Source organism: Bacteroides faecichinchillae JCM 17102, from assembly GCF_000614145.1.
Taxonomy (GTDB): domain Bacteria; phylum Bacteroidota; class Bacteroidia; order Bacteroidales; family Bacteroidaceae; genus Bacteroides; species Bacteroides faecichinchillae.
In genome coordinates this window covers 16,591-40,213 of sequence record NZ_BAKK01000026.1, presented here as the reverse complement: position 1 = coordinate 40,213, position 23,623 = coordinate 16,591, and the positions used below count along the sequence as shown (strand labels likewise).

14 protein-coding genes, 1 tRNA gene and 3 pseudogenes are annotated in these 23,623 nt (G+C 38.8%); 7 read left to right on the top strand and 11 right to left on the bottom strand.

The window, feature by feature from the left end; genetic code table 11:
* Positions 1-21: 21 nt before the first annotated feature.
* Together JCM17102_RS13420 and JCM17102_RS13410 are read left to right on the top strand one after the other, a co-directional pair.
* Positions 22-97, top strand: a tRNA-His gene (locus JCM17102_RS13420).
* A 589-nt stretch (positions 98-686) separates the two neighbouring features.
* Positions 687-926, top strand: a complete 240-nt coding sequence (locus JCM17102_RS13410; protein WP_025075507.1) for a PspC domain-containing protein — start codon at positions 687-689, stop codon at positions 924-926.
* Positions 927-1,072: 146 nt separating this feature from the next.
* Here the strand turns inward: JCM17102_RS13410 and JCM17102_RS13405 are convergent, their stop codons facing one another.
* A complete protein-coding gene (locus JCM17102_RS13405; RefSeq protein WP_025075506.1) occupies positions 1,073-2,944 on the bottom strand; it encodes a DNA polymerase III subunit gamma/tau in 1,872 nt (623 codons plus the stop codon).
* 218 nt (positions 2,945-3,162) lie between these two features.
* Here JCM17102_RS13405 and JCM17102_RS13400 point away from each other — a divergent pair, with 218 nt between their 5' ends.
* Complete coding sequence (locus JCM17102_RS13400) at positions 3,163-3,465, top strand: FtsB family cell division protein (protein WP_025075505.1); 303 nt, start codon at positions 3,163-3,165, stop codon at positions 3,463-3,465.
* Positions 3,462-3,803: a hypothetical protein gene (locus JCM17102_RS13395; RefSeq protein WP_025075504.1), complete on the top strand. Its 342-nt coding sequence runs from the start codon at positions 3,462-3,464 to the stop codon at positions 3,801-3,803. Before JCM17102_RS13400 ends, JCM17102_RS13395 begins: the two co-directional genes overlap by 4 nt.
* A 103-nt stretch (positions 3,804-3,906) precedes the next feature.
* Here JCM17102_RS13395 and JCM17102_RS13390 read toward each other — a convergent pair whose 3' ends face one another.
* Positions 3,907-4,515, bottom strand: coding sequence for an OmpH/Skp family outer membrane protein (locus tag JCM17102_RS13390; protein ID WP_025075503.1), 609 nt, complete (start codon positions 4,513-4,515; stop codon positions 3,907-3,909).
* A 26-nt stretch (positions 4,516-4,541) separates the two neighbouring features.
* Positions 4,542-4,775, bottom strand: a complete 234-nt coding sequence (locus JCM17102_RS13385) for a hypothetical protein (protein ID WP_025075502.1) — start codon at positions 4,773-4,775, stop codon at positions 4,542-4,544.
* Between the two features lie 134 nt (positions 4,776-4,909).
* Between JCM17102_RS13385 and JCM17102_RS13380 the strand changes: the two genes are divergently transcribed.
* On the top strand, positions 4,910-6,370 hold the full coding sequence (locus JCM17102_RS13380; protein ID WP_025075501.1) for an aminoacyl-histidine dipeptidase: 1,461 nt from the start codon (positions 4,910-4,912) through the stop codon (positions 6,368-6,370).
* Positions 6,351-7,511 carry an endonuclease/exonuclease/phosphatase family protein gene (locus JCM17102_RS13375; RefSeq protein ID WP_025075500.1) on the top strand — a complete coding sequence of 387 codons (1,161 nt, stop codon included), beginning with the start codon at positions 6,351-6,353 and terminating at the stop codon, positions 7,509-7,511. The genes JCM17102_RS13380 and JCM17102_RS13375 overlap by 20 nt, the downstream gene beginning before the upstream one ends.
* 240 nt (positions 7,512-7,751) lie before the next feature.
* On the opposite strand, the gene JCM17102_RS13370 is transcribed toward JCM17102_RS13375, so the two are convergent.
* The 8 genes and pseudogenes from JCM17102_RS13370 to JCM17102_RS27615 all read right to left on the bottom strand — a co-directional run bounded on the left by JCM17102_RS13370 (position 7,752) and on the right by JCM17102_RS27615 (position 21,953).
* Complete coding sequence (locus tag JCM17102_RS13370) at positions 7,752-8,927, bottom strand: mechanosensitive ion channel family protein (RefSeq protein ID WP_025075499.1); 1,176 nt, start codon at positions 8,925-8,927, stop codon at positions 7,752-7,754.
* Between the two features lie 122 nt (positions 8,928-9,049).
* A complete protein-coding gene (locus tag JCM17102_RS13365) occupies positions 9,050-10,603 on the bottom strand; it encodes a sulfatase family protein (RefSeq protein WP_025075498.1) in 1,554 nt (517 codons plus the stop codon).
* Between the two features lie 4 nt (positions 10,604-10,607).
* Positions 10,608-12,423 (bottom strand): annotated as a pseudogene (locus tag JCM17102_RS27625) (alpha-L-fucosidase).
* A gap of 25 nt (positions 12,424-12,448) precedes the next feature.
* Positions 12,449-15,530 (bottom strand): annotated as a pseudogene (locus JCM17102_RS27620) (glycoside hydrolase family 2 TIM barrel-domain containing protein).
* A gap of 65 nt (positions 15,531-15,595) precedes the next feature.
* On the bottom strand, positions 15,596-17,923 hold the full coding sequence (locus tag JCM17102_RS13350; protein ID WP_025075497.1) for a glycoside hydrolase family 20 protein: 2,328 nt from the start codon (positions 17,921-17,923) through the stop codon (positions 15,596-15,598).
* Between the two features lie 18 nt (positions 17,924-17,941).
* Entirely contained in the window at positions 17,942-19,522 is a 1,581-nt protein-coding gene (locus JCM17102_RS13345) for a sulfatase family protein (protein WP_025075496.1), read from the bottom strand.
* A 250-nt stretch (positions 19,523-19,772) separates the two neighbouring features.
* Positions 19,773-20,525 (bottom strand): nucleotidyltransferase family protein, encoded by a 753-nt coding sequence (locus tag JCM17102_RS13340; protein ID WP_025075495.1) that lies wholly within the window; start codon positions 20,523-20,525, stop codon positions 19,773-19,775.
* Positions 20,522-21,953: pseudogene (locus JCM17102_RS27615) on the bottom strand (RapZ C-terminal domain-containing protein). The gene JCM17102_RS13340 and the pseudogene JCM17102_RS27615 overlap by 4 nt, the downstream one beginning before the upstream one ends.
* Before the next feature lie 104 nt (positions 21,954-22,057).
* Between JCM17102_RS27615 and JCM17102_RS13330 the strand changes: the two are divergent.
* Positions 22,058-23,578 carry an arylsulfatase gene (locus JCM17102_RS13330; protein ID WP_025075494.1) on the top strand — a complete coding sequence of 507 codons (1,521 nt, stop codon included), beginning with the start codon at positions 22,058-22,060 and terminating at the stop codon, positions 23,576-23,578.
* Positions 23,579-23,623 lie beyond the last annotated feature (45 nt).

Sequence of the window (23,623 nt, the reverse complement as noted above, 5' to 3'; positions counted from 1 at the left end):
GCGTTAGAGAAACGCAAACATGGTGGATGTAGTTCAGTTGGTTAGAGCGTCAGATTGTGGTTCTGAATGTCGCCGGTTCGAGTCCGGTCTTCCACCCCCCAAGAAACCCTTGTAAGTCAAGTACTTATAAGGGTTTCTTTTTTGTTGGTAGTGGGAATTTGGAGACTGAAATCATGCCCAACATTGCTTAATCTTCCTTGTTGTTGACCTATTGTTGCCCCCCAATTAACAGATTAAGATGCTGACAATTAAAGCGGAAGTCCAACGGGACAAACAAAGAAGTGACGGTACTTATAACGTTAAGGTGAGATTTACACAGGACAGAAAGGTTGAATCAGGGCTTTTGTTTCCTAATAGTTTCCTAATTTAGACCCTCATTATACTCTTGGTTGCTGTACTTTTTTACTGTATATATTTATCAGATCCTATATTAATTGAAGTATATCTATCGTTTCTTAGTTAGTTTTATTATATTTGCATTAACCACTTTAAAATCTATTAAAGAATGAATAGATTTTAAAGTTAATCAAACAAATGTATCGACTATTAAAAGAAACCAAGAAAGATGAGATTAAGAACTCAATAAAAGGTACAATCAAATCATTAGAAATTCTTCATTTATTGGTTTATCAAAAACAGATATAACGAAAAAACATTTAAGACTATAAACTGAAAAAATAAAACTTATGGAAAATAAAAAATTAACCCGCTCTACCCATCGAATGATTGCGGGTGTATGCGCAGGAATTGCTGAATATTTTGGCTGGGATACCACCTTGCTAAGAATAGTCTATGTATTAGTAACTTTCTTTACTGCTTTTGCCGGAGTAATTATATATATTATCCTATGGATTATTATGCCGGGGAAAACACCTAGTGACGGATACAAGGATCGTATGAATGAACGAATACATAATGAAAGATAATCCACCAGATAGAGTAAGAATTTAAAAGCAAATATTTATTATCTTTTAAATACGGATAATAAAACTTATAATATGAAGTTTTATTTCATCCGTATCTACTATTAGAAGTTCTCCCTTTCCCAACTAACAAAACAAACCTTAATATACTAATAAAGCTCCAATCCAAACTCATCTTTTAATTGCATTAATGCTTGATTCTTTTGCGCCATCATCTGGAACTTTTCAACACGACCTACAGCCCGAATCGTCTCAGTGGGTGCACTCACCCGTACAGTCATCAACACTTTACTATTCTTCAAACCTCTACGAAGATAATCTTGAATTTCAGGAATCAAAGCTGTAAAATCCCTAGCAGCAATCTCATTATCAACTACTACTTCAAAAGAGGTCGAATTACCTATTAGCACAGGACGAAGCCCTTGCATACGTTTAGCAATAGCTACTTGTTCTTTAGGTAACTGCCCGGCATATTCCTGCCAATAATAATTCAAATCTCGATCGTTGAATATAAAATCCTCTTCCGATTGCACTTGAACATTAGTAACATTAGTTGTAGTTACATTTTGAGTAATCTGTTCCCGTTGAGGATGTTTGATAGATACCCCCAAACTCGACATCTTCATTACTGGAATCTTCTTCTCCTCTCTAACTATAGGTGAGATTCCTACTCCCTGAGAAGCGACATTCGATGTACCTGCAGAAGGAGTTGCGGATTTTGCAACTGTTGTTGCAGCCACCTGTGATTGTCGAGTTGTAGCAGCACTGTTAGGAGCTTTCGTTCCAACCATTGATGAAGTTGGGTGAACTACAGACTGATGAGCAGGTGATGTAGTATTAACCTGCGGTTGCTGAGCAACAGCAGGTTGAGTAAATACTGGGTTTAGAGTCTTTTTAGGGCTACGCCCACCACTTAGGTCATCTCCCTCGGCAGTAAGTTGTGCAACCTGTATCAAAGCCAATTCAACCAGCAAACGTTTATTTTTGCTAGCACGATAATTTAAATCGCAATCATTGCACAACTTCATAGCACGATATAAGAAAGGCAACGGGCATTTTTGGGCCTGTTCCTGATAACGTTGGCGTATACTGGCCCCTACTTCTAACAACGAGATAGTAACAATATCTTTGCTTACCAACAAATCACGAAAATGAGAAGAAAGACCTGTAATAAAATGACTTCCATCAAATCCCTTATTCAACACATCATTGAAAAGCAACAATGCATCACTTACCTTATTTTCCAAAAAACAATCAGTCAAACGAAAGTAATATTCATAATCCAGGACATTGAGATTCTCAATCACACTTTTATAGGTGATATTTCCCCCCGTAAAACTCACTACCTGATCGAAAATAGACAACGCATCACGCATACCTCCATCCGCTTTCAGAGCAATCACGTTTAAAGCTTCTGGCTCTGCCATAATTCCTTCTTTTGAAGCAACATACGACAGATGTTCCACCGTATCTTCAACGCCGATTCGGTTGAAATCATAAATCTGGCAACGAGAAAGAATCGTAGGAAGAATCTTATGTTTCTCTGTTGTAGCAAGAATAAAAATTGCATGACGAGGTGGTTCTTCCAAGGTTTTCAGAAATGCATTAAAAGCAGACGCTGAAAGCATATGAACCTCATCAATGATGTAAACCTTGTACTTACCAATCTGTGGCGGAATACGCACTTGCTCCACTAATTGGCGAATATCATCCACCGAATTATTGGAAGCAGCATCAAGTTCGTGTATATTATATGACCGCTGCTCATTGAAAGCAATACAAGATTCACATTCGTTACACGCCTCACCATCTGCAGTAGGCGTCATACAATTTATGGTCTTGGCGAAAATACGTGCACATGTCGTCTTGCCCACTCCGCGTGGTCCGCAAAACAAATAAGCATGAGCCAGTTTCTGTGTAGCAATTGCATTCTTCAGTGTAGTAGTCAGTGCTCGTTGCCCTACCACTGATTCAAAAGTGGACGGACGATATTTACGAGCTGATACAATATAGTTTTCCATATCCGGGGTTCTCTCTGTTTTTGAGTTTCTGAAAAATAGAGCGAATAAAGTAAATTAAAGCATACCTGATCAATGCAGGTAAGACCATTTATCGCTTTCAGTGCAAATGTACACAAAAAAGTGATAAGTAATAAAGGTTAGATAGAGAAGTTTTAAACCCGAAGCTATAAGTTTTTAAGTTATTAGTCTTATCTTTGCAGATATAAAAAAGAGAATTTATGGGCAAACTCATCACTATCTGGAATTTTATATGCAAGCACAAGTATATTATTACTATTAGTGCATTTGCTGTTATCATTGGCTTTCTGGACGAAAACAGTCTGGTCCGCCGCTTTGGATATGAACGGGAAATCAGCCAATTAAAAGAAGAGATAGAGAAATATCGGGGAGATTACGAAGAGAACACCAAACGTCTCAACGAACTAAACTCTAATCCAGATGCAATCGAGCAAATAGCTCGAGAGAAATATCTGATGAAGAAGCCGAACGAAGATATTTACGTTTTTGAAGATAATCAATGAAGCAATTAGTACCCGCCCTTTTTATTGTAGGAGCTGTAATGGCTCTCACCGGAGCTGCGATTTACATTACCGGTTGGATTTATGCTCCTTACATATATACTATCGGAGCCGGATTTATTGCATTGGCACAAGTAAATACTCCAGTTAAAGGAAAAAGCAAAACCCTTAAACGTTTGCGTATCCAACAAATATTCGGAGCACTCGCATTGGTCTTAACCGGAGCTTTTATGTTTACCACCCATGGAAATGAATGGATTGCCTGTCTTACCATAGCAGCGGTTCTAGAACTCTACACCGCTTTCCGAATTCCTCAAGAAGAGGAGAAAGAGAAACAATAAAAAAAGCCTATTTGCAACTTTACAGTTTTAAACAGGCACACAAGAAATATAAAAAAGTGAACTCCTCCCCTATAGAAAGGAAAGGAGTTATTTATGAATATTTTTATTTCTTAGAAGGAGATGAATATCTAGCATTCAATCCATCTACAATTTCTTTAGTAATATTAAAAACGCTATCAGCATATAGCAAATTATCAAATCCTGTATTGCTAAAAATCAGGTTATAACCATGTGCCTTATTATATTCTTTCAAGAAAGCATTGATAGAATCACGAAACATCAAACTGTTTTTGTTATTTTCTTCCATCAAACCATTTTGAAGTTTAGTACTAAGCTCCTGTAAATCCTGTTCCATTTTAGTAAGACGATTATATTCTTGTTGAGCTCTTTCTGGTGAAAGGAAAGCATTATTTTCATACTTCTTCTGCCATTCCTGTTGTTCCTTTTTCAAAGCATTAGCTCTTTCTGTCAATGTTAATCGAATATTCTCATTCTTTTTCATCATTGCTTCATTCAAGTCAATACAGAAGTTGTATTTAGTCAATAGCGTATCTATTTCAACATAAGCAATTTTAATTCCTGCAAGTTCGGCATTAGTTTGAGTTGGAGTAGTAGTAGCAGTTTGATTATCAGCTTTGCCAGCGCATTGTGAAAATAAAATAATGAACGCAAGAGCAGCCAAACCGTTCATGAGGTAGTTCATTCTATTCATAACCATAAAATATTGTTTTTAATTAATTAGTTCATACTATCGTTTAAGGCTTTTTCCAATTCCTCAATAGAAAAACGTGACTTCTTCTGCGCTTCCCGATCTTGTGATTGTACACAACCTATCCCCTTTTTACGCAACGCTTTATTTCCACTCACATGACCATTCGGGAACTTCCCGCTCTTCGTAAAGAATACTTTCACCCCTAATAATACAAGGGAAATAGCAACTATTAACAAAGTTATCAGTATAGTCTCAACCATTTCTATTAATTTTGTGAGTGCAAAGATAGGCTTTAATGAGATATGAGTTCAGATAAGTCAATCAAATTAACCATATTTAGCAATAAAAGAGACTAAGAATAGCCTCTCTATTTCTATTTATAAATTAAAATAGCATGGAAAAAAAAGATTTAAAGCCGGCTGGCGTATTTAAGTATTTCGAAGAAATTTGTCAAGTGCCTCGCCCTTCGAAGAAGGAAGAGAAAATGATTGCCTACCTGAAGGCATTCGGAGCTAAACATAACCTGGAAACCAAAGTAGATGAATCAGGTAACGTTCTGATCAAGAAACCTGCTACCCCAGGAAAAGAAAATCTCCAGACCGTCGTATTGCAGTCACATATCGATATGGTGTGCGAAAAGAACAACAATGTTCAACATGATTTCCTGACCGATCCCATTGAAACTGAAATAGATGGAGAATGGCTGAAAGCTAAAGGAACAACTCTTGGGGCCGACAATGGTATCGGTGTAGCCACCGAACTTGCCATTCTTGCTGATGACAGTATTGAACATGGTCCGTTGGAATGTCTTTTTACTGTAGACGAAGAAACCGGACTGACCGGAGCTTTTGCCCTTAAAGAAGGCTTTATGAGTGGTGATATCCTGTTGAATCTTGACTCAGAAGATGAAGGAGAAATTTTTATCGGATGTGCCGGAGGTATTGACTCTGTTGCGGAATTCGAATACAAAGATGTAGAAGTTCCTGCCGGATATTACTTCTTTAAAGTAGAAGTAAAAGGTTTGAAAGGTGGACATTCCGGTGCTGATATTCATCTGGGCAGAGGAAATGCAAACAAGATATTAAACCGTTTCCTTAGTCGTATGGCCGCCAGACAAGATTTGTATCTTTGCGAGATTAATGGAGGTAATTTACGTAATGCCATCCCTCGCGAAGCATATGCCGTCTGTGCTGTGCCCGAAGCTGCAAAGCATGATGTTCGCACTGAACTGAACATCTTCATCAGTGAAATAGAAAATGAACTTGCTGTTATTGAACCGGACCTGGAACTGATCCTCGAATCAGAGTCTCCTCGTTCCACTGCGATAGACCAAGATACCACATCACGCTTGTTAAAAGCATTATATGCAGTTCCACATGGTGTATATGCTATGAGCCAAGATATTCCAGGATTGGTAGAAACTTCTACAAATCTTGCATCTGTCAAGATGAAACCTAACCACATTATTCGCATCGAGACAAGCCAACGTAGCTCTATCCTGTCTGCTCGTAATGATATGGCAAACACTGTTCGCGCTGTTTTCCAATTAGCAGGTGCTATTGTTACTTTCGGTGAAGGTTATCCCGGTTGGAAACCCAATCCGCATTCAGCTATTCTGGAAGTAGCGACCGAATCTTATAAACGTTTGTTCGGAGTAGAAGCTAAAGTAAAAGCAATCCATGCAGGATTGGAATGCGGTCTGTTCCTAGATAAATATCCTAACCTAGATATGGTTTCTTTCGGACCGACTCTTATTGGAGTACACTCTCCTGACGAAAGGATGTTAATCCCTACTGTAGAGAAGTTCTGGAAGCACTTGTTGGATATTCTGGTACATGTTCCTGCCAAGAAGTAACAGACAGATAAATTCACATAAAGGTTATGGCGATAGCAAAAAAGAATTAGCTACTGCCATAATCTTTTTTGCTATGTCTTTCTTTATCGTTTCTCTTAGTCTGGGACAGACACAAGAAATGTCCATGAAGACTCGTATACCATTTCGTATTATGGAATGGAATTTAGAAAATCTTTTCGACACTCATCATGATACCTTAAAGAATGACTATGAATTTCTTCCCGATGCGATCCGCCATTGGAATTATACGAAATATAAAAAGAAATTAAATGAGATTGCTCGAGTAATCACAGCAGTTGGAGAATGGACTCCTCCCGCTTTAGTAGGACTCTGTGAAGTTGAAAATGATTCCGTATTACGTGATCTCACCCGACGTTCTCCCTTAAAAGAATTGGGGTATCGTTATATTATAACTCATTCTCCCGATGAACGAGGTATAGATGTCGCTTTACTCTATCAAAGAGATGTATTCAAACTCTTAACTTCCCGCTCTATAACGATTCCCCCTTTCAAACAACATCGTCCCACGAGAGATCTGTTACATGTCTGTGGTTTACTATTAACGGGAGACACTTTAGATGTAATAGTCTGCCATTTTCCATCACGTTCAGGTGGAGCTAAAGAATCTGAACCTTATCGTCTCTATACCGCTCAGATTCTACATACAGCTGCCGATAGTATTTTACATACACGTCTCCATCCCCAGCTAATTATAATGGGAGATTTCAATGACTATCCTACTAATAAATCTATCCAGAAAGTATTAGATGCACAAGAGGTGCCCATTACAAAACTGATTTCTGTAACTTCAAGAAACTCTTCCATACCATCTATTTCTCCATTAAAACTCTATCATCTCCTTGCCCGTAAAGCAAAGTCTCGCAATTTCGGTTCTTACAAGTATCATGGAGAATGGGGATTACTCGATCACCTGATCGTATCGGGTACATTACTTAATGAATCCAGCGATTTCTACACTAGTGACAAAAAAGCAGATATCTCCCGCCTTCCATTTCTTTTCACCAAAGACGAAAAATATGGTGATAATGAGCCCTTTCGCACCTATAAAGGCATGAAATATCAAGGAGGAATCAGTGATCATCTGCCTATTTATACTGATTTTGAATTAATCTTGCATTAATCAATAAATAATTCATCATATACAATACAACAAAATGTTTCTAAACGTATATTTTACACATTTTCAGCACATTACAACACTGACAAAGTCTATTAATGTCTGAGAAACTGATTATTAATACTTAAAACATAGACTATTAATAGCTGAGAAACAACTAAATAATGGTCTTAAAAACCTCCTGAGAACTACTTGATATAGTTGAAAATTAGATATTATGTTCAAAATGTAATTCAAGAAACACTAATCCGAATATTGATAAACCTTCAGATCGAATTTCGGTACCATTGCCAACAAGTGATCGAATATATCTGACTGAATGCGCTCATATTCTTTCCAAATTTTATTTCTGGAAAAGAAATATACCTGTATAGGTACTCCGTACATTGTAGCTTCCTTCTGACTAATTATCAAATCCAAATCCTGATTTACGATCGGAAGGCTACATAAATATCTTTCTATATATACGCGATACACCTGAGAATTAGTAGGAATAACTCCTTGATCAGGCTGATAATCGGCCATTAAAGGGATTTCTTTCCGATAACGGTCCAACATATCCGGAGTGCAAAATTGGAGTGTTGTCAAATCCAACGTAATATTCTTCATTACCCGACGTCCACCGGATTCCACCATCCCTCTCCAATTTTGAAAAGAGCTACTTACCAACGTATAAGGCGGAATTGTAGAAATTGTATTATCAAAATTTTGAATCTTAACCGTATTTAGTGTAATTTCCTGCACAATACCATTTGCATCACCCGAAGGAAGAGTTACCCAATCCCCTGGACGAATCATATCATTTGCAGAAAGTTGAATACCTGCAACAAACCCCAAAATAGAATCTTTAAATACCAACATCAAAATAGCAGCAGAAGCTCCCAAACCTGCAAATAGACTAGCCGGCGATTTATTCACAATAATAGAAATGATAACAATGCCACCAACAAAAAAAAGAATTACTTGTAACACTTGAATAAACCCTTTCATCGGCCGGTTCCTCATTGACTTTTTTCCATCATAAATGTCCATAATCATCAATAAGATACCGTTAATAGCTAACAATAGGGAAAAAATAATATAAATGGTACAAGCTTTTTGAGAAATAAGTAACAATTCTTTCCCGCGAATAAAAGCCATTGGCAACATAGCATAAATCAGGATAGCGGGAATCGTATGAATCAAATTATGAAACACTCTACGTTTCATCAGTAAAGTATTCCACACATGTGGTTTCCGACGGGTATATTGTCGCATTCCTCCCACAAAAATCGCTTGACAGAGATAATCTAGTCCAACTGCAATAACAATCATTAATATAGCGATTACCGTTTCATCAAACCGATTCGCCATTTTGGGTTCCATTCCCCAATCTATCAGGATTTTATTCATCCATTTTCCTAAATCAACTACTAGCATAAGTTCTATCTTTTTTATAAAGAATAACAGACAAGTAACGATTTAGTTTAGAAAAAAGGACCAGCGGCCGATTCTCTAATCGAAACCACCAGTCCAACTGCTACTCTCTATGCATTCCTTTCCTATCTCGATAAGGGCAGACCATAACGACCATCAACTATCTTGTCCAACTGTTCTGCCATCTTCTTAACTAATTCAGGCTTTTTTCCTGCCAGATTATTCTTCTCCATCGGATCTTTTCTCAAATCATATAGCTGTGGTTCCTGGCTATTTCCCAATTCAATATTCACTTGTTTGTTATATTCCGGACCTTTTCCGGGACGAAGATATTTCCACACGCCATCAGTAACCGATAAATTATTCTGGGCATTCTGGAGCACTAACCATTCTCTCCCTTTCTTTTGTTTACCCGTCCAAGCTTTCAACATCGGTTCACTATCCGGAGCTGCACCTTCCGGCAAACGGACATTCAATATTTCTGCCAAAGTTGCAAACCAATCTATCTGGCAAAGCAACGCATTTGAAACAATTCCAGGTTTAATCACGTTCTTCCAACTCCAAATACAAGGAATCCTTGTACCTGCCTCATAAGCACTATACTTTCCACCTCGATAAATGCCTCCAGGTTTATGATCTCCCAATAGTTCTACAGCTCGGTCTTTATATCCGTCATCTACTACCGGACCATTATCACTGGAAAGTATCACCAAAGTATTCTTATCCAATCCTAAACGTTCTAACGCATTCAAAATCTCACCCACCGACCAGTCAAATTCGAGCAAACAATCTCCACGAGGTCCCATTCCACTTTTCCCTGCAAACTGTGCACCCGGCACACGAGGGACGTGTGCATCTTGAGTAGCAAAATACAAGAAGAAAGGTGTATCTTTGCGTTCTTCAATAAAGGAAACAGCTTTACCGGTCAATGTCTCGGCAATTTGATCATCCTGCCACAAGGCCGACTTTCCTCCTTTCATATATCCAATACGAGAAATTCCATTCACAATACTTTGATTGTGTCCATGAGAAGGGTGCATTTTCAACATTTCAGGATTATCTTTTCCTGTAGGCTCACCAGGAAAATTCTTTTTATAACTCACTTGTAAAGGATCATTCGGATCTAAATTAATCACCTGATCATTTTCTACAAACACACAAGGTACTCTATCGCCTGTAGCTGCCATTATAAATGAATATTCAAAACCTATATCATTAGTTCCAGGTTTCAAAGGTTTGTTCCAATCCTGTTCTCCCCCTTTGTCTCCAAGCCCCAAATGCCATTTGCCAACTACTCCTGTTCGATAGCCCGCGTCTTTAAACATATCTGCCATAGTATAACGTTCCGGACGGATAATAGAAGCTGCATCACCATCCGCTATCCCCGTTCCTGCCTTTCGCCAAGCATATTCACCTGTCAGCATTGCATAGCGGGAAGGAGTACTCGTAGCAGCAGCACTATGTGCATTCGTAAAACGTATTCCCATAGCAGCAAGGCGCTCTACATTCGGAGTATGAATTGTTTTTGTTCCGTTACAACTCAAATCTCCATAACCAATATCATCTGCATAGATAAAAACGACATTAGGATGATCCTTTTGTTTTTCCTGTGGTGTTGCCTGAGAAACCAAACAAGAAGTCAAAGCCAGTGGCAATATTCCATAAAATTCTTTCTTCATATCATTATTTATTAATCGTCACTCCTATTTCATTCATTTCTACTTTAGCCATGGTTGAAGTCGGCGTAGTAGCTTCCAGCCTGATAAAACGTGCCGAAACTTTTTCTCCGAGAGAAATAGTTTGAGGTAACGGATTATGCATAATATTACTGAACTCACCATTAGTAGACACTTCCTGCCATTTCTTACCATCCACACTTACATAAAACTTATAACGATATGCCATAGTCGGCTTCGCTTCCGCATTCTGTGGTGCATAGGTAAATGCTGACAGAACAACCTCCTTACCAAGATCAATTGTTAATGGAGAAGCTGACAACATTTTCCATTCCGAACGAGGTAATGTATTCCAATCTTCTCTCTGAACCCCTTCCAAAAGAGGCTCTGCATAGTATGCAGCAACCTGACTAATATTTGAATTCAGACGACATTTATCTATTTTGATTCGTAATTGATTGGCCTGAACTGTTGGGAAACGTAACAAACGCTTATACCCTATCGTCGTACCCTTTCCAACTTCTTTCCAGCCATTATCCGTCAGTGCCTCTACTGTAAAATTTTCTACCCTCTGACCTTTTGTTATATCTTCTTGAATCATCACTACATTAATCTGCGATTTCGGTCTCAAAGCATATACTTTTTCACTTCCCGGAGCTGCATTCCAATATTTACGACCTTTCTTTATCTTATTATCTGAAAATACCTGCTTCCGATAGGCAGCAAACTCCATCAAACGTTTAACATCCGCTTCATGAATCAATCCCCTACGATCAGGAGGTATATTCAATAAAAGCACTGAATTATAGCCAACTGATTGAAAATAAATATCAGTCAAATGTTTGAGCGATTTTACTTTATTATCTTCTTCAGCATGATAAAACCACCCCGGACGAATAGAAACATCCACTTCTGAAGGATACCAAAATAATTCTGTCGCCTTTTCCAACATGTCACGACTTCCCAAATCTGTCGACAAGCTAGATATCCCTAAGCGGTTATTACTTTCATCCGAACGTTTGTAAATACCAGGTGCTAATACAGTTGCACTCCATTCTGTTTCACGTCCCAACCCTTTCTCATTACCTACCCAACGAACATCATCCCCCATGATCGCCATCACAGCTTTCGGCTGCAATCGTTGAATCGTATTATAAAAAGCCTCCCAATCATAGACTTGCTTCTTTCCATTCGGTCCCTCTCCGTTTGCACCATCAAACCAAACTTCATGTACCTCCCCATAATTAGTCAGCAATTCAGTCAGCTGCTGGATAAAGAATTCATTGTAACGAGGAGAATCTCCATAACATTCCGCATTTCTGTCCCATGGAGAAAGGTAAACTCCAAACTTCATATCATACTTATTGCACGCCTCCCTAAGTTCTTTCACGACATCTCCCTGACCATTTTTCCAGGAAGAAGAAGCGACGGAGTGTTTCGTTGTAGCTGTGGGCCACAGACAGAACCCATCATGATGTTTCGCTGTCAAAATCACCATTTTAAACCCAGCCTTTTTAAGACTACATACACTGTCCAGCGTCCAATTGGGAAGGATTAAAGAACTTTGGATTTTCCTTTCCGTCCCCCCATTCACGTCCGGTAAAAGTATTGATACCGAAGTGAAGAAAAGCAGTTAGTTCCATTTGTTGCCACGCATACTGTTGGGGAGTGGGGGTCAGTCTGGCAGCTAAATCTATTTTCTGTTCAAGAGTAGCATGCTGAGGGAATTCTACATACTTCACATAGTAGTTTTCTTTCTTCTGTGCCTGTCCCCCTAACGCAATGACAGAGGACAAGAAAAGGGAAATCAGTAGCTTATTCATTATTTCAATATATTAATTTAACCCATTATTTATTTAATGCTTGTTTCACCGGACAAAGAGTAAATTCAAAACTCTGTTTCTTTAACGGCACCAGATATTGTGGCAGAACACTCGGTCCACAGGTTGCAGTACCTACTCCAGCTTGTTTGGCATCCAAATGTACTGTAACCATTCCATCCCGTTCCAATTCATTAATATGACGTGCTTTCTCTAATAATATATCTGAGAACGGAATTATACTCAATTGAAAAGGCACATTTGATTCAAAAAATAGTCCTTCACCAGATTGATCCGTCAATTTCGCCCAGCGTACATCTGTACGGTTACCCGTAGATTGCGGAGTTACATAGTAGTGAAACATACGTTCGGGAGTTGTTCGATTGATACTGATTCTACCCGATTGATTACGATCAATATACGTTTCATTATCACCACGTCCCAGATAAGAAATATCATTAAACGCATCGTTCATCTGGAATGTAAGTCCTAAACGTGCCATTGACTTCACAATTGTCGTGTCCGGTTGGAAAGTAGTACGAACTTTTACTGCTCCATTCTTATCAAGAATATAGACGAATTCCGCCTGCCCGACTTTTTGTCCTTTTACATTGAGAATTTCTACTTGTGCTGTAGTCGATTCGGTATGCTCCTTTAACGAAACAAGCTTCTGCGTCAAATTATCCAATCCAGCATTCCGCCATAGTTTAGCACCATTCTTATCTCGATTATCATTATCTGTAGCGGGACGGAAAAGACTCAACGTAACAGGAGTAGCTAGCAATTCCTTCCCGTCTAAGGTCAAAGAGGATAAAGAGCCTGTTTTCTCATCTACTACAAATGCTGTTTCTCCTGTCTTCTGTGGACAATAAGTGACTAAGCTTTTATTGCCTGGAAGGATAAATTGATCATATGCCACTTCCCAAGTCTTATTAATCATTGGAGAAGCCTCTTTCCTTGTCCAACTCATATTCAGATAAGCCTCACGAACCGTATCCGGAAGTTTCACATTACCCAATGCTATGTCTATCGTAGCATGAGGTTCACAATCTACACCTTTGTTCCTTCCGTCAGTTTCTCCCCCTGATCGGTAGTTACATCCCAATGCAAGACATATTCGTTCAAATTAGAGAAGTCATACCAATTCTTGATACGAAGTTTCATATTTTTCGGAGTCAGCAAAATGGCTTTGATATTCTGATAGATCTTCTTTACTTCAAGTAAATGCGGATGTGGTTCACGATCTGCATTTACCAATCCATTACAACAGAAATTACCAAAACTAGGTACTCCTTCCGGTCCGTAATCACCGCCATATGTCCAATACCATTTACCATTTTTATCTATTTCACGAAAAGATTGATCTACCCAATCCCACACATTCCCACCTTGCGCCATCGGTTCGTTCTCAAAAACATCCCAATACTCTTTCAATCCTCCACAGCTATTACCCATAGCATGAAGATATTCACAAAGTATAAAGGGACGGGTAATATCTTTTCTGGTTACATAGTCTTTGATCTCGTCCACACTGCGGTACATACGACAATAGATATCCGTATTATAATTTAATTCGGCACGCTCATATTGAACGGGGCGTGATTGATCTACAGATTTCAGCCAATCATAAGTACGTTCAAAGTTGATACCGTTTCCTGCCTCATTTCCCAATGACCAGATTACAATCGCAGGGTGATTTTTTGAACGTTCATACATTCGTTGTGTACGGTCCATATGGCTGTCAGCCAAGTACTGTCTTTAGCTAAAGAAGCAGGACCATACCCCATTCCATGCGATTCAATGTTCGCTTCATCAATCATATATAATCCATAACGATTACAAAGCTGATACCAATATGGATGCGTAGGATAATGTGAATTACGAACAAGATTAATATTATGCTGCTTCATCAACTTAATATCCTGTTCCATCAGTTCCTTGCTTACCGTACGTCCCATTTGTGAATGTTCATGCCGATTGGTTCCCTTCACCAATACCGGAACACCATTGATACAAAAACGACCATCTTTGATTTCCGAAGTACGGAACCCCACTTCACCTCCTGTCAATTCGGTCACTTTTCCTTGTGCATCTTTCAACTCGAGAACTAGAGTATAGAGATTAGGATATTCAGCACTCCAAGCTCTAACTTCCGGTATTTTCTTTTCATCAAAGACGATAAAGTTACTCAAACTATGAGCTTTTATGTTTATGTCATCTTGTAAAACAGTTTTTCCTGAAATATCTTTCAATGTATAAGATATAGAACCAGAGGCAGTTGAGGGACCTTCCACTGTTACTTCAAGCCCGAAGACACCATCTTTATATTTATCTTTATCCAAAGAAGCATTCACTTTATAATCAGCAATATACTGTTTTGGAGTAGTATAAAGATACACATCACGTTCTATACCACTAAGCCGCCACATGTCCTGACATTCCAAATAAGATCCTGAACTCCAGCGATATACTTCCATAGCTATTACATTCTCACCTTCGTTCAATACATCGGTAATATCCCATTCGGCAGCAGTTTTAGACCCTTGATTATAGCCAAGTAGTTTTCCATTCACCCATATATAATAGAAAGAAGTTACCCCTTCACAACAAAGTACTACCCGTCGTCCCTTCCAATTGGCAGGGATATTGAAAGTACGACGATAAGAACCAACTTCATTTTCTTCAAATGGAACCAACGGTGGATTCTTTTTAAAATGAAACATCTTATCGTCAAATTCATAGGTCTCATTCACATAGATAGCAGTACCATATCCCTGACGTTCCCAATTACCGGGAACATTAATATCGGCCCATCCCCCCGTATAATATGATGGCTGATAAAACTTTTTCGGGCGATTATCCGGATTCTTCACCCAATGAAATTTCCACTTTCCATTCAAACTCATATAATATGGAGACTGTTCATACTCTCCAGGCTTCCCGATATCAGAAGCATTAACATATGGCCATACATAAGTATGAGGAGCGACTTTATTTAGTCCTACTGCATATTGACTTTGCCATTCCGGAAGTAACAGTTTCTGTGCTGTAGCCGGAATGATTGTTATTCCTGCCAATAAGATTAGAAAAAATCGTTTCTTTAAATTCATCTTTAGATTCTTTTAAAAAGTAGTTAGAAATCATGCGGATTACACTACTGTTCAAATATACTTAATTATTGAATAATCACCTCATCAAAATATACTTTTGATTCTTCACCTGGACGAACATGATTTTCTGGACACGCTCCCACACCTTCAGCAGTCACTTTAACATAACGGGCTGTCACTCCCTTCATATCCATTTCAAGGTTCTCTGTGAATGTTCCTTCACGAAATATTTCTTCAGGAGTAAAGTTTAAGCTTGCTATATCCCTGTATGTAACATTGTCATCCGATACTGCAACACTGATTGACTTTGGTTTATGTACAGCCATGCCATAATTTGTAATGCTACCGATAATAACCTTTTCCAGTTTCTCACCCTTCTGTAAATCAACAGTAAAGGAAATATGATCGTTATTCTTCCAACCACACCACTCAAAATCCGTATATTTCAAACTGCCACGCACTCCATTTGTTAATACTGCTTCATTCGGTTTATTACCGAGCAATGGCTTCCCGGTTGCTTTATTATGAAATACAATTAGTGTCAGCACCTCTCCCATCTGCTTCCCCTTTGAGAACGTAGCACATTGAACTACCTTTGTTCCTTTTACTACAATCGGTTCTTTATAAAGTTCTGAATCTGCTGCAGGTTCCTTAATACCTCCCGTAGTAAAGCGAATTTCCACATCCGGTCGGATACACTCCAATTTGACTAATGATGTATCTATCTTTCCTGTTACTGTATGTTGGATGTTGTACATTGAACGGGCAACTGTGATTCCTTTCTTGTCCAAATGAGCAGTAAAACAGTCCAATGCCTCCAAAAAAGAAGGCCAATCCTTATCTTTAGGCTGTACCCAAGCCCCCTCTGCCAATGCTGCCAATCGTGGAAATATCTGATACTCTACATCCTCAGGTTTGTTACAAAACTCAGTCCACATAGAAGCTTGTACCCCCATCAACAAGGATGCATATTCTGGTTTCCAATTTTCCTGAATCGGTTCATAATCATACACATCTTTCAAAGTATTATTGCCAAAGTAAGTCAGCGGTTCAAACCATTGTGGCCCCTGATAACGAATCAGATACATTACACGTGCGGGTGTCATGATAAAACGATGTCCCTGTGCTGCAGCTTTCAATGCTGCCTGTCCGTATCCTTGCCAGCCATAAATAATAGCTCCTTCGGGAAGCTTGCTATTTGTAAGCTCATCCCACCCCATTACTTCTTTGCCTTTACTACGCACATAGCCAGCCATTCGATTCATAAAATAACCTTGAAGATCTTCCTCGTCAGCCAAATGTTCCTTCTTTATCCGCGACTGGCAAAGTGGACATTTCTTCCAGTTTGTTTTCCATGCCTCATCTCCTCCTAAATGAATGTACTGCGAAGGGAATAGTGTAACCATTTCGTCAATCACATTTTGGAGAAAAGTGAAAACACTATCATTTCCGGCACAATAGATAATATCGGCATGATCTCCTCCTAAACCAGGAAGTACACCTATAAACTTATCCACTACAGGACAAGCCAGTTGAGGATACGAAGCAAGAGCAGCATTACTATGTGCCGGCATCTCGATTTCCGGTATCACTTCAATTTGCCGCTGCGCAGCATAAGTAACAATTTCTTTTATATCTTCTTGTGTGTAGAATCCTCCTACCGGAGTAGGCTCTCCAGGTTCCGGATTTCTGCGAGCAGGGAAAGGTATATCTTTGCGATCCACCCGCCAAGCTCCTACTTCTGTCAAACGAGGATACTTTTTGATTTCCAATCGCCAACCGTTATCATCTCCCAAGTGAAAATGCAATTTATTCAATTTCAGCATTCCCATACAGTCGATGATACGCAATACATTTTCTTTAGGCATAAAATAACGTGCCACGTCAAGCATCATACCACGATAACCGAAACGAGGTTCATCTGCAATGGTTAGTGTAGGAATTTCCCAATGTATATTTTCATGGGTCACTCGATCGCTTTCAATATTAGAAGGTAATAACTGTCGGATTGTCTGCAAAGCATAGAAGAAACCTTTGCCATTGGAAGCTTTTATTAGTACTTCCTTAGGAGAAACTTTCAATATATAAGCCTCATCTTTCAATGCAGTGTCCGTTATTAAACGAATATCACCTTCCTGACTTCCTAGTTTTATTTCCGGCGTAAATCCTGCTGCACGAGTGAACAATCCGGTCAATAGTTCTACTACTTCTGCTTGTTCTTTATTTTCTACTGCAAATACAGTTTTTTCTGAAAAAAGGTAGTTCCCGCTACCCGACACTAATTGTGTCGGGCGCGGAACCAAAGCTACTGAGTGTGTTAAGTTAGCTTCAGCACATCCTGTCAGTAGGGGCGACAGGACGGCTGTTAATAATATAAATAAGTATTTTATCATCTGGTCAATTCAAAAGATTCATTCTTTGTCACGTTCCGGCGAAAAACGAACAGGATCTTTATATTGTTCCTGAAGTTTCAGCAATTCATTTTTTAGTTCTTCTACAACAGGTTCATATTCAGCTTGTCCGTAGAGATTATGCATTTCCGTCGAATCTGCTTGTAAATCATAAAGCTCCCAACAGTCAATATCATTGTAGAAGTGAATTAATTTATAACGTTCTGTACGTATACCATAGTGACGTTTTACCATGTGTTCGGCGGGGTACTCATAGAAATGATAGTAAAGAGCTTTACGCCAGTTCTCCGGATGTTCTCCTTTCAATAAAGGAACCAATGAAATACCTTGTATATCATCTGGAATTTCCACACCGGCAAGTTCCAGGAATGTAGGCGCATAATCAATATTCTGTACCATCTCGGTTACATCTCCTCTACGCTCAAAACCTTTCGGCAATCGCATGATTAACGGAGTACGCATAGACTCTTCGTACATAAAGCGTTTGTCAAACCAACCATGCTCACCCATATAAAAACCTTGATCAGAAGTGTAAACCACCAATGTGTTATCAAGCAATCCTTTTTCTTTTAGATAATCAAGTACACGCCCTACGTTATCGTCAAGCGACTTTACCGTCTTCATATAATCTCGCATATAACGTTGGAATTTCCAGTTAGCAAGTTCTTTTCCTTGTAAACTCTTCTGATAGAAATCATCTATAATCGGACCATAAAATTTATCCCAAGCTGCTCGTTGTGCTTGATCCATTCTTCCAAGATATTTCTCGTAAAGAGATTTTAAACGGCTATTCTTGTCAGGTCGCAACATTTTGAGATCATAGATCATATCCATATCTTTCACAATGCTCATCTCTTGTGCGGCAGCTGCCGGACGCCCCTCGTAGTTGTCGAAGAAATTATCCGGTAAAGGGAATGTCTTGTCTTCATAAAGAGCTAGATTACAAGTATCTGCCAACCAGTTCCGATGAATGGCTTTGTGATGAATCAACAAACAAAATGGTTGGCCAGGATTACGCTGATTCTCCATCCAGTCAATGGCATCGTCTGTTATAAGATTTGTAATGTAACCATGCTTCTCAATAGTATCGTTATTCTGTGTGATGAAGTCTGGATTGTAATAATCACCTTGGCCGGGAACGATTTTCCAATAATCGAATCCGGATGGCAGACTTTCCAAGTGCCATTTGCCCACTAGTGCTGTCTGGTAACCGACTTTTTGCAATAACTTCGGAAAAGTTTGTTGCGAACTGTCGAACACACAGGTGGTATTATCATAAAATTTATTGGCACAACTATGTTTACCCGTAATCATACAAGCACGACTAGGACCGCTCAAAGAATTTGCAACAAAGCTTTGTGTAAAACGTACTCCATCTGCTGCAATACGGTCAAGATTCGGAGTTTCCACATAGCGATTGTCATAGCAACTCATCATTTGAGCAGTATGATCATCCGTCATTATATAGACAATGTTCAAGGGTTTCTGTTTCTCAGTCTGCTGACTATTACAAGAAGCCAGAGAAGCAATAACTACTACTCCGGCGAGAGGATAACATAAATTAGACTTTGTTTTTTCCATAATATTATTTGTTAGATAACCGAAAGCAAAGATAGGAAGCAATCGTAAGACTGATGTCTACAAATAACCAATGAATTTCCAATATTCTCCATTTTTACCGATTTCATCGGAAAATATCAAATAAATGAAAGAGAAATAAAAAAGAATATCCCAAAGTCTACATACATAACTTTTCAGACATGGAACGCGGAGTTAAAGATTTAGTTCCTGAAATCTAAAAAATCCGCGTCTGAAAAAACGCTTTAAATAGCTAATTTACTCTTGATACGTTAATAAATTCTTCAGCACATGCCAATGTTTCAGGTTTACCAATATCAATCAGTTGCAAATTTTCGGTAAGATAACCATTATATTCCGTCTCTTGGCAAGTAGCAAGATAAAAATCCATAATAGAGAATTTTCCTTCCCAACATGGAACATCCATCAATCGGAAAATAGCTGGTGAAAGCACATGAATGCCACTGAACGCATATTCTTTATAAAGAGTCTCGTCATAATGAAAACCCGCCGGTTTTACTTGCGCCGTATCCTTGTTAATCCATCCGCAAAGTCTTTTCTCTGCATCAAAAAGCAAGTAACGGGAGGTTTTACGCTGACTAGCCAATAAAGTTGCCACGCCACCTTTTTGAATATGATAGTCATATAACTCTTTCAGATTGATATCCGAAAGAATATCGACATTATGAATTAAAAATGGTTCGTCAGAATCCTCAAAAAAAGAACGGGCTTTCTTGATACCGCCCCCTGTATCCAGTAAGTAATCTCTCTCATCGGAAACGAGAATATTAAGCCCAAAATTATGATTAACTTTCAAAAAGTCAAGGATCTGATTCCCAAAATGATGAATATTAATCACAATCTTAGTGAATCCCGATGCTTTCAATTTTAAGATAACATGTTCCAACATGGGACATCCGGCCACCGGGACCAAGGCTTTAGGCATTGTATCGGTCAAAGGCTTCAGCCGACTTCCCAAGCCGGCCGCAAATATCATAGCTTTCATACTGTTGCTTCAAATGTCTTTTCTATATTCTGTTCACGATGCACCAATTCAACTTTGACTCCGAATTTACGATTTAGATGTTCAGCCATATGTTGAGCAGAATAAACAGAGCGGTGTTGCCCTCCCGTACAACCGAAACACACAGAAAGATTACTGAATCCACGCTCCATGTAACGCTTTACAGAAGCATCTACTAATGCATAGGCAGAATCCAAAAAATGAAGAATCTCACCATCTTCCTCTAAGAAACTAATAACAGGTTCATCCAATCCGGTAAAAGGTTTATAACGTTCATATTTACCCGGATTATTCACTGCACGACAATCAAAGACGTATCCACCGCCATTGCCCGTCGGATCATCAGGAATTCCTTTCTTATAAGCAAAACTCATCACCTTAACAGTAAGTTGCCGTTTTTTCAGATCGTCAGTAAATTGTTTCAGTTCGGTTAATTCTCTCAATACTTTGCAAAGATATGGATATTCAGGATAGTCTTCTTTCAGTAATTCCCGTAAGTTCTCAATAGCATAAGGTACACTCTGAATAAAATGAGGCTTCTTCTCAAAGTATCCCCTAAAACCATAAGCTCCCAATACCTGCAAAGTACGAAAAAGCACAAAATGCCGTAACTGACTATAGAAATAAGATTCGTCAATCGGTTTATACTTTCGCAAAGCATTCATATATTCCTCCAAAAGTTCTCTCCGCAAACTATCAGGATATTTAGCTTTCGCTTGCCAAAGGAAAGAAGCGACATCATAATAAAAAGGACCTTTCCGTCCTCCCTGAAAATCTATAAACCAAGGCTCTCCGTCTTTGATCATTACGTTACGGCTTTGGAAATCACGATACATAAAGGTAGCAGAAGAACTACGCAACAAAACATCACTCATTTTCTGAAAATCATCCTCCAGTTTATCCTCCTGAAACTCCATTCCAGTAGCCTTAAGGAAACAATATTTGAAGTAATTCAAGTCCCAAAGTATAGAACGTTGATTGAATTCGGGCTGAGGATAACAACGGGAAAAATCAAATCCATTGGCTCCGGCAAACTGAATAGCAGGAAGCAAACGTATCGTTTTACGTAACAATATTTTTTTCCTCTTCAGAAAAAACACTTGTGGCACGCCCCTTCTCTATAGCATTGAACAGAAGAGTATCATTCAAATCCTCCTGTAGATAATAATTTTTATCATTTGAAGTACAATACACCTCAGGAACAGGAATCCCAGCTTTCCGGAAATGATCTGCCATATAAATAAAAGCCTCGTTCTCTTCAACAGAAGTACCGTAAACACCAATTAATGTTTGTACACCTGAAAGACGAAAGTAACGGCGATTAGAGCCGGAAGACGGTAACTCGCTAATCGTTTCTGCAGGAGCTCCCGTATATGTTTGATATATTTTCTGTAATTCTTCAGTTATCATAGTCGTACATTTTCGAGCAAAGATAGAAATTAAGATTGTAGTTTTAACAAATATTCAGTTGAAAATAGTATCTTTGTTTCAAATACCTCCAAATAATGAATATTATGAATTATCAATCACTTTCTCTGGTTAGTGGCGCACTATTACTTTCTACATTATCCGTCAGTGCACAAAAAAATAGCACTAAACCAAATATTATTTTTATCCTTTGTGACGATATGGGATATGGAGATTTAGGATGCTATGGCCAACCTTTCATCAATACCCCTCACCTGGATGCAATGGCCAGTGAAGGAATGCGATTTACACAAGCTTATGCAGGTAGCCCGGTCAGCGCTCCTTCCAGAGCGTCATTCATGACAGGACAACATACAGGACATTGCGAAGTCAGAGGAAATAAAGAATATTGGAGAAATGTACCCACTGTAATGTATGGCAACAACAAAGAGTATTCCGTTGTAGGCCAACATCCTTATGATCCTAATCATGTCATTTTACCCGAGATAATGAAAGATAACGGATATACTACCGGTATGTTCGGTAAATGGGCAGGAGGCTATGAAGGATCTTGTTCTACACCCGACAAACGGGGTATTGATGAATATTTCGGTTACATCTGCCAATTTCAAGCACATTTATATTATCCTAATTTTCTAAACAGATATAGCAAAGCATTGGGAGATACAGGCACAGTACGTGTTGTCATGGATGAAAATATCAAATATCCGATGTATGGTCCCGATTATCACAAAAGACCACAATACTCCGCTGATATAATCCATCAAAAAGCGATGGAATGGTTGGATCAGCAAGATGGTGAACAACCATTCTTTGGAGTATTTACCTATACTTTACCCCACGCAGAGCTAGTTCAGCCGGAAGATTCCATCCTAAACGGATATAAAGCAAAATTTAATCCGGATAAAAGCTTTGGCGGACAAGAAGGTTCCAGATACAATGCAATTACCCACGTACACGCACAATTCGCCGGAATGATTACCCGATTGGACTATTACGTCGGAGAAATACTGGAAAAATTGAAAGAAAAAGGTTTGGACAAAAACACATTAGTTATTTTCTCCAGTGACAATGGCCCTCATGAAGAAGGAGGTGCAGATCCGACTTTCTTTGGCAGAGATGGCAAATTACGCGGATTAAAACGACAATGCTATGAAGGAGGAATCCGTATACCATTTATTGCCCGTTGGCCGGGACACATTTCTGCAGGTACCGTAAATGACCATATCTGTGCTTTCTACGATATAATGCCTACTTTCTGCGAATTAATTGGTGTAAAAGACTATGAAACGAAATATGCCAATCCCAAGAAAGTAATCAACTACTTTGACGGAATATCCTTCGCTCCTACTTTATTGGGTAAGAAAGGGCAAAAAGAACATGGCTTTTTATATTGGGAATTTAACGAAACAGACCAAATAGGAGTACGAATGGGAAATTGGAAGTTAGTAGTTAAAAAAGGGGAACCCTTTTTATATAATCTCGCAACAGATATCCACGAAGATAATAACATAGCTGCAGAACATCCGGATATTTTAAACCAGATGATCTTTATTATCCATACGCAGCATATTCCTAATCCACATTTTCAAGTTACCTTACCGTAAATCTATTCATATCAAACAAATAATTGCAATTGGGCGCGAATAATA

Coding starts and splice junctions, on each gene's coding strand:
- JCM17102_RS13385 (WP_025075502.1), bottom strand. CDS start 4,775: ATGGTTGAGACTATACTGATAACTTTGTTAATAGTTGCTATTTCCCTT.
- JCM17102_RS13350 (WP_025075497.1), bottom strand. CDS start 17,923: ATGATAAAATACTTATTTATATTATTAACAGCCGTCCTGTCGCCCCTA.
- JCM17102_RS13400 (WP_025075505.1), top strand. CDS start 3,163: ATGGGCAAACTCATCACTATCTGGAATTTTATATGCAAGCACAAGTAT.
- JCM17102_RS13340 (WP_025075495.1), bottom strand. CDS start 20,525: ATGAAAGCTATGATATTTGCGGCCGGCTTGGGAAGTCGGCTGAAGCCT.
- JCM17102_RS13410 (WP_025075507.1), top strand. CDS start 687: ATGGAAAATAAAAAATTAACCCGCTCTACCCATCGAATGATTGCGGGT.
- JCM17102_RS13375 (WP_025075500.1), top strand. CDS start 6,351: ATGTTCCTGCCAAGAAGTAACAGACAGATAAATTCACATAAAGGTTAT.
- JCM17102_RS13380 (WP_025075501.1), top strand. CDS start 4,910: ATGGAAAAAAAAGATTTAAAGCCGGCTGGCGTATTTAAGTATTTCGAA.
- JCM17102_RS13330 (WP_025075494.1), top strand. CDS start 22,058: ATGAATTATCAATCACTTTCTCTGGTTAGTGGCGCACTATTACTTTCT.
- JCM17102_RS13405 (WP_025075506.1), bottom strand. CDS start 2,944: ATGGAAAACTATATTGTATCAGCTCGTAAATATCGTCCGTCCACTTTT.
- JCM17102_RS13365 (WP_025075498.1), bottom strand. CDS start 10,603: ATGAAGAAAGAATTTTATGGAATATTGCCACTGGCTTTGACTTCTTGT.
- JCM17102_RS13395 (WP_025075504.1), top strand. CDS start 3,462: ATGAAGCAATTAGTACCCGCCCTTTTTATTGTAGGAGCTGTAATGGCT.
- JCM17102_RS13370 (WP_025075499.1), bottom strand. CDS start 8,927: ATGCTAGTAGTTGATTTAGGAAAATGGATGAATAAAATCCTGATAGAT.
- JCM17102_RS13390 (WP_025075503.1), bottom strand. CDS start 4,515: ATGAATAGAATGAACTACCTCATGAACGGTTTGGCTGCTCTTGCGTTC.
- JCM17102_RS13345 (WP_025075496.1), bottom strand. CDS start 19,522: ATGGAAAAAACAAAGTCTAATTTATGTTATCCTCTCGCCGGAGTAGTA.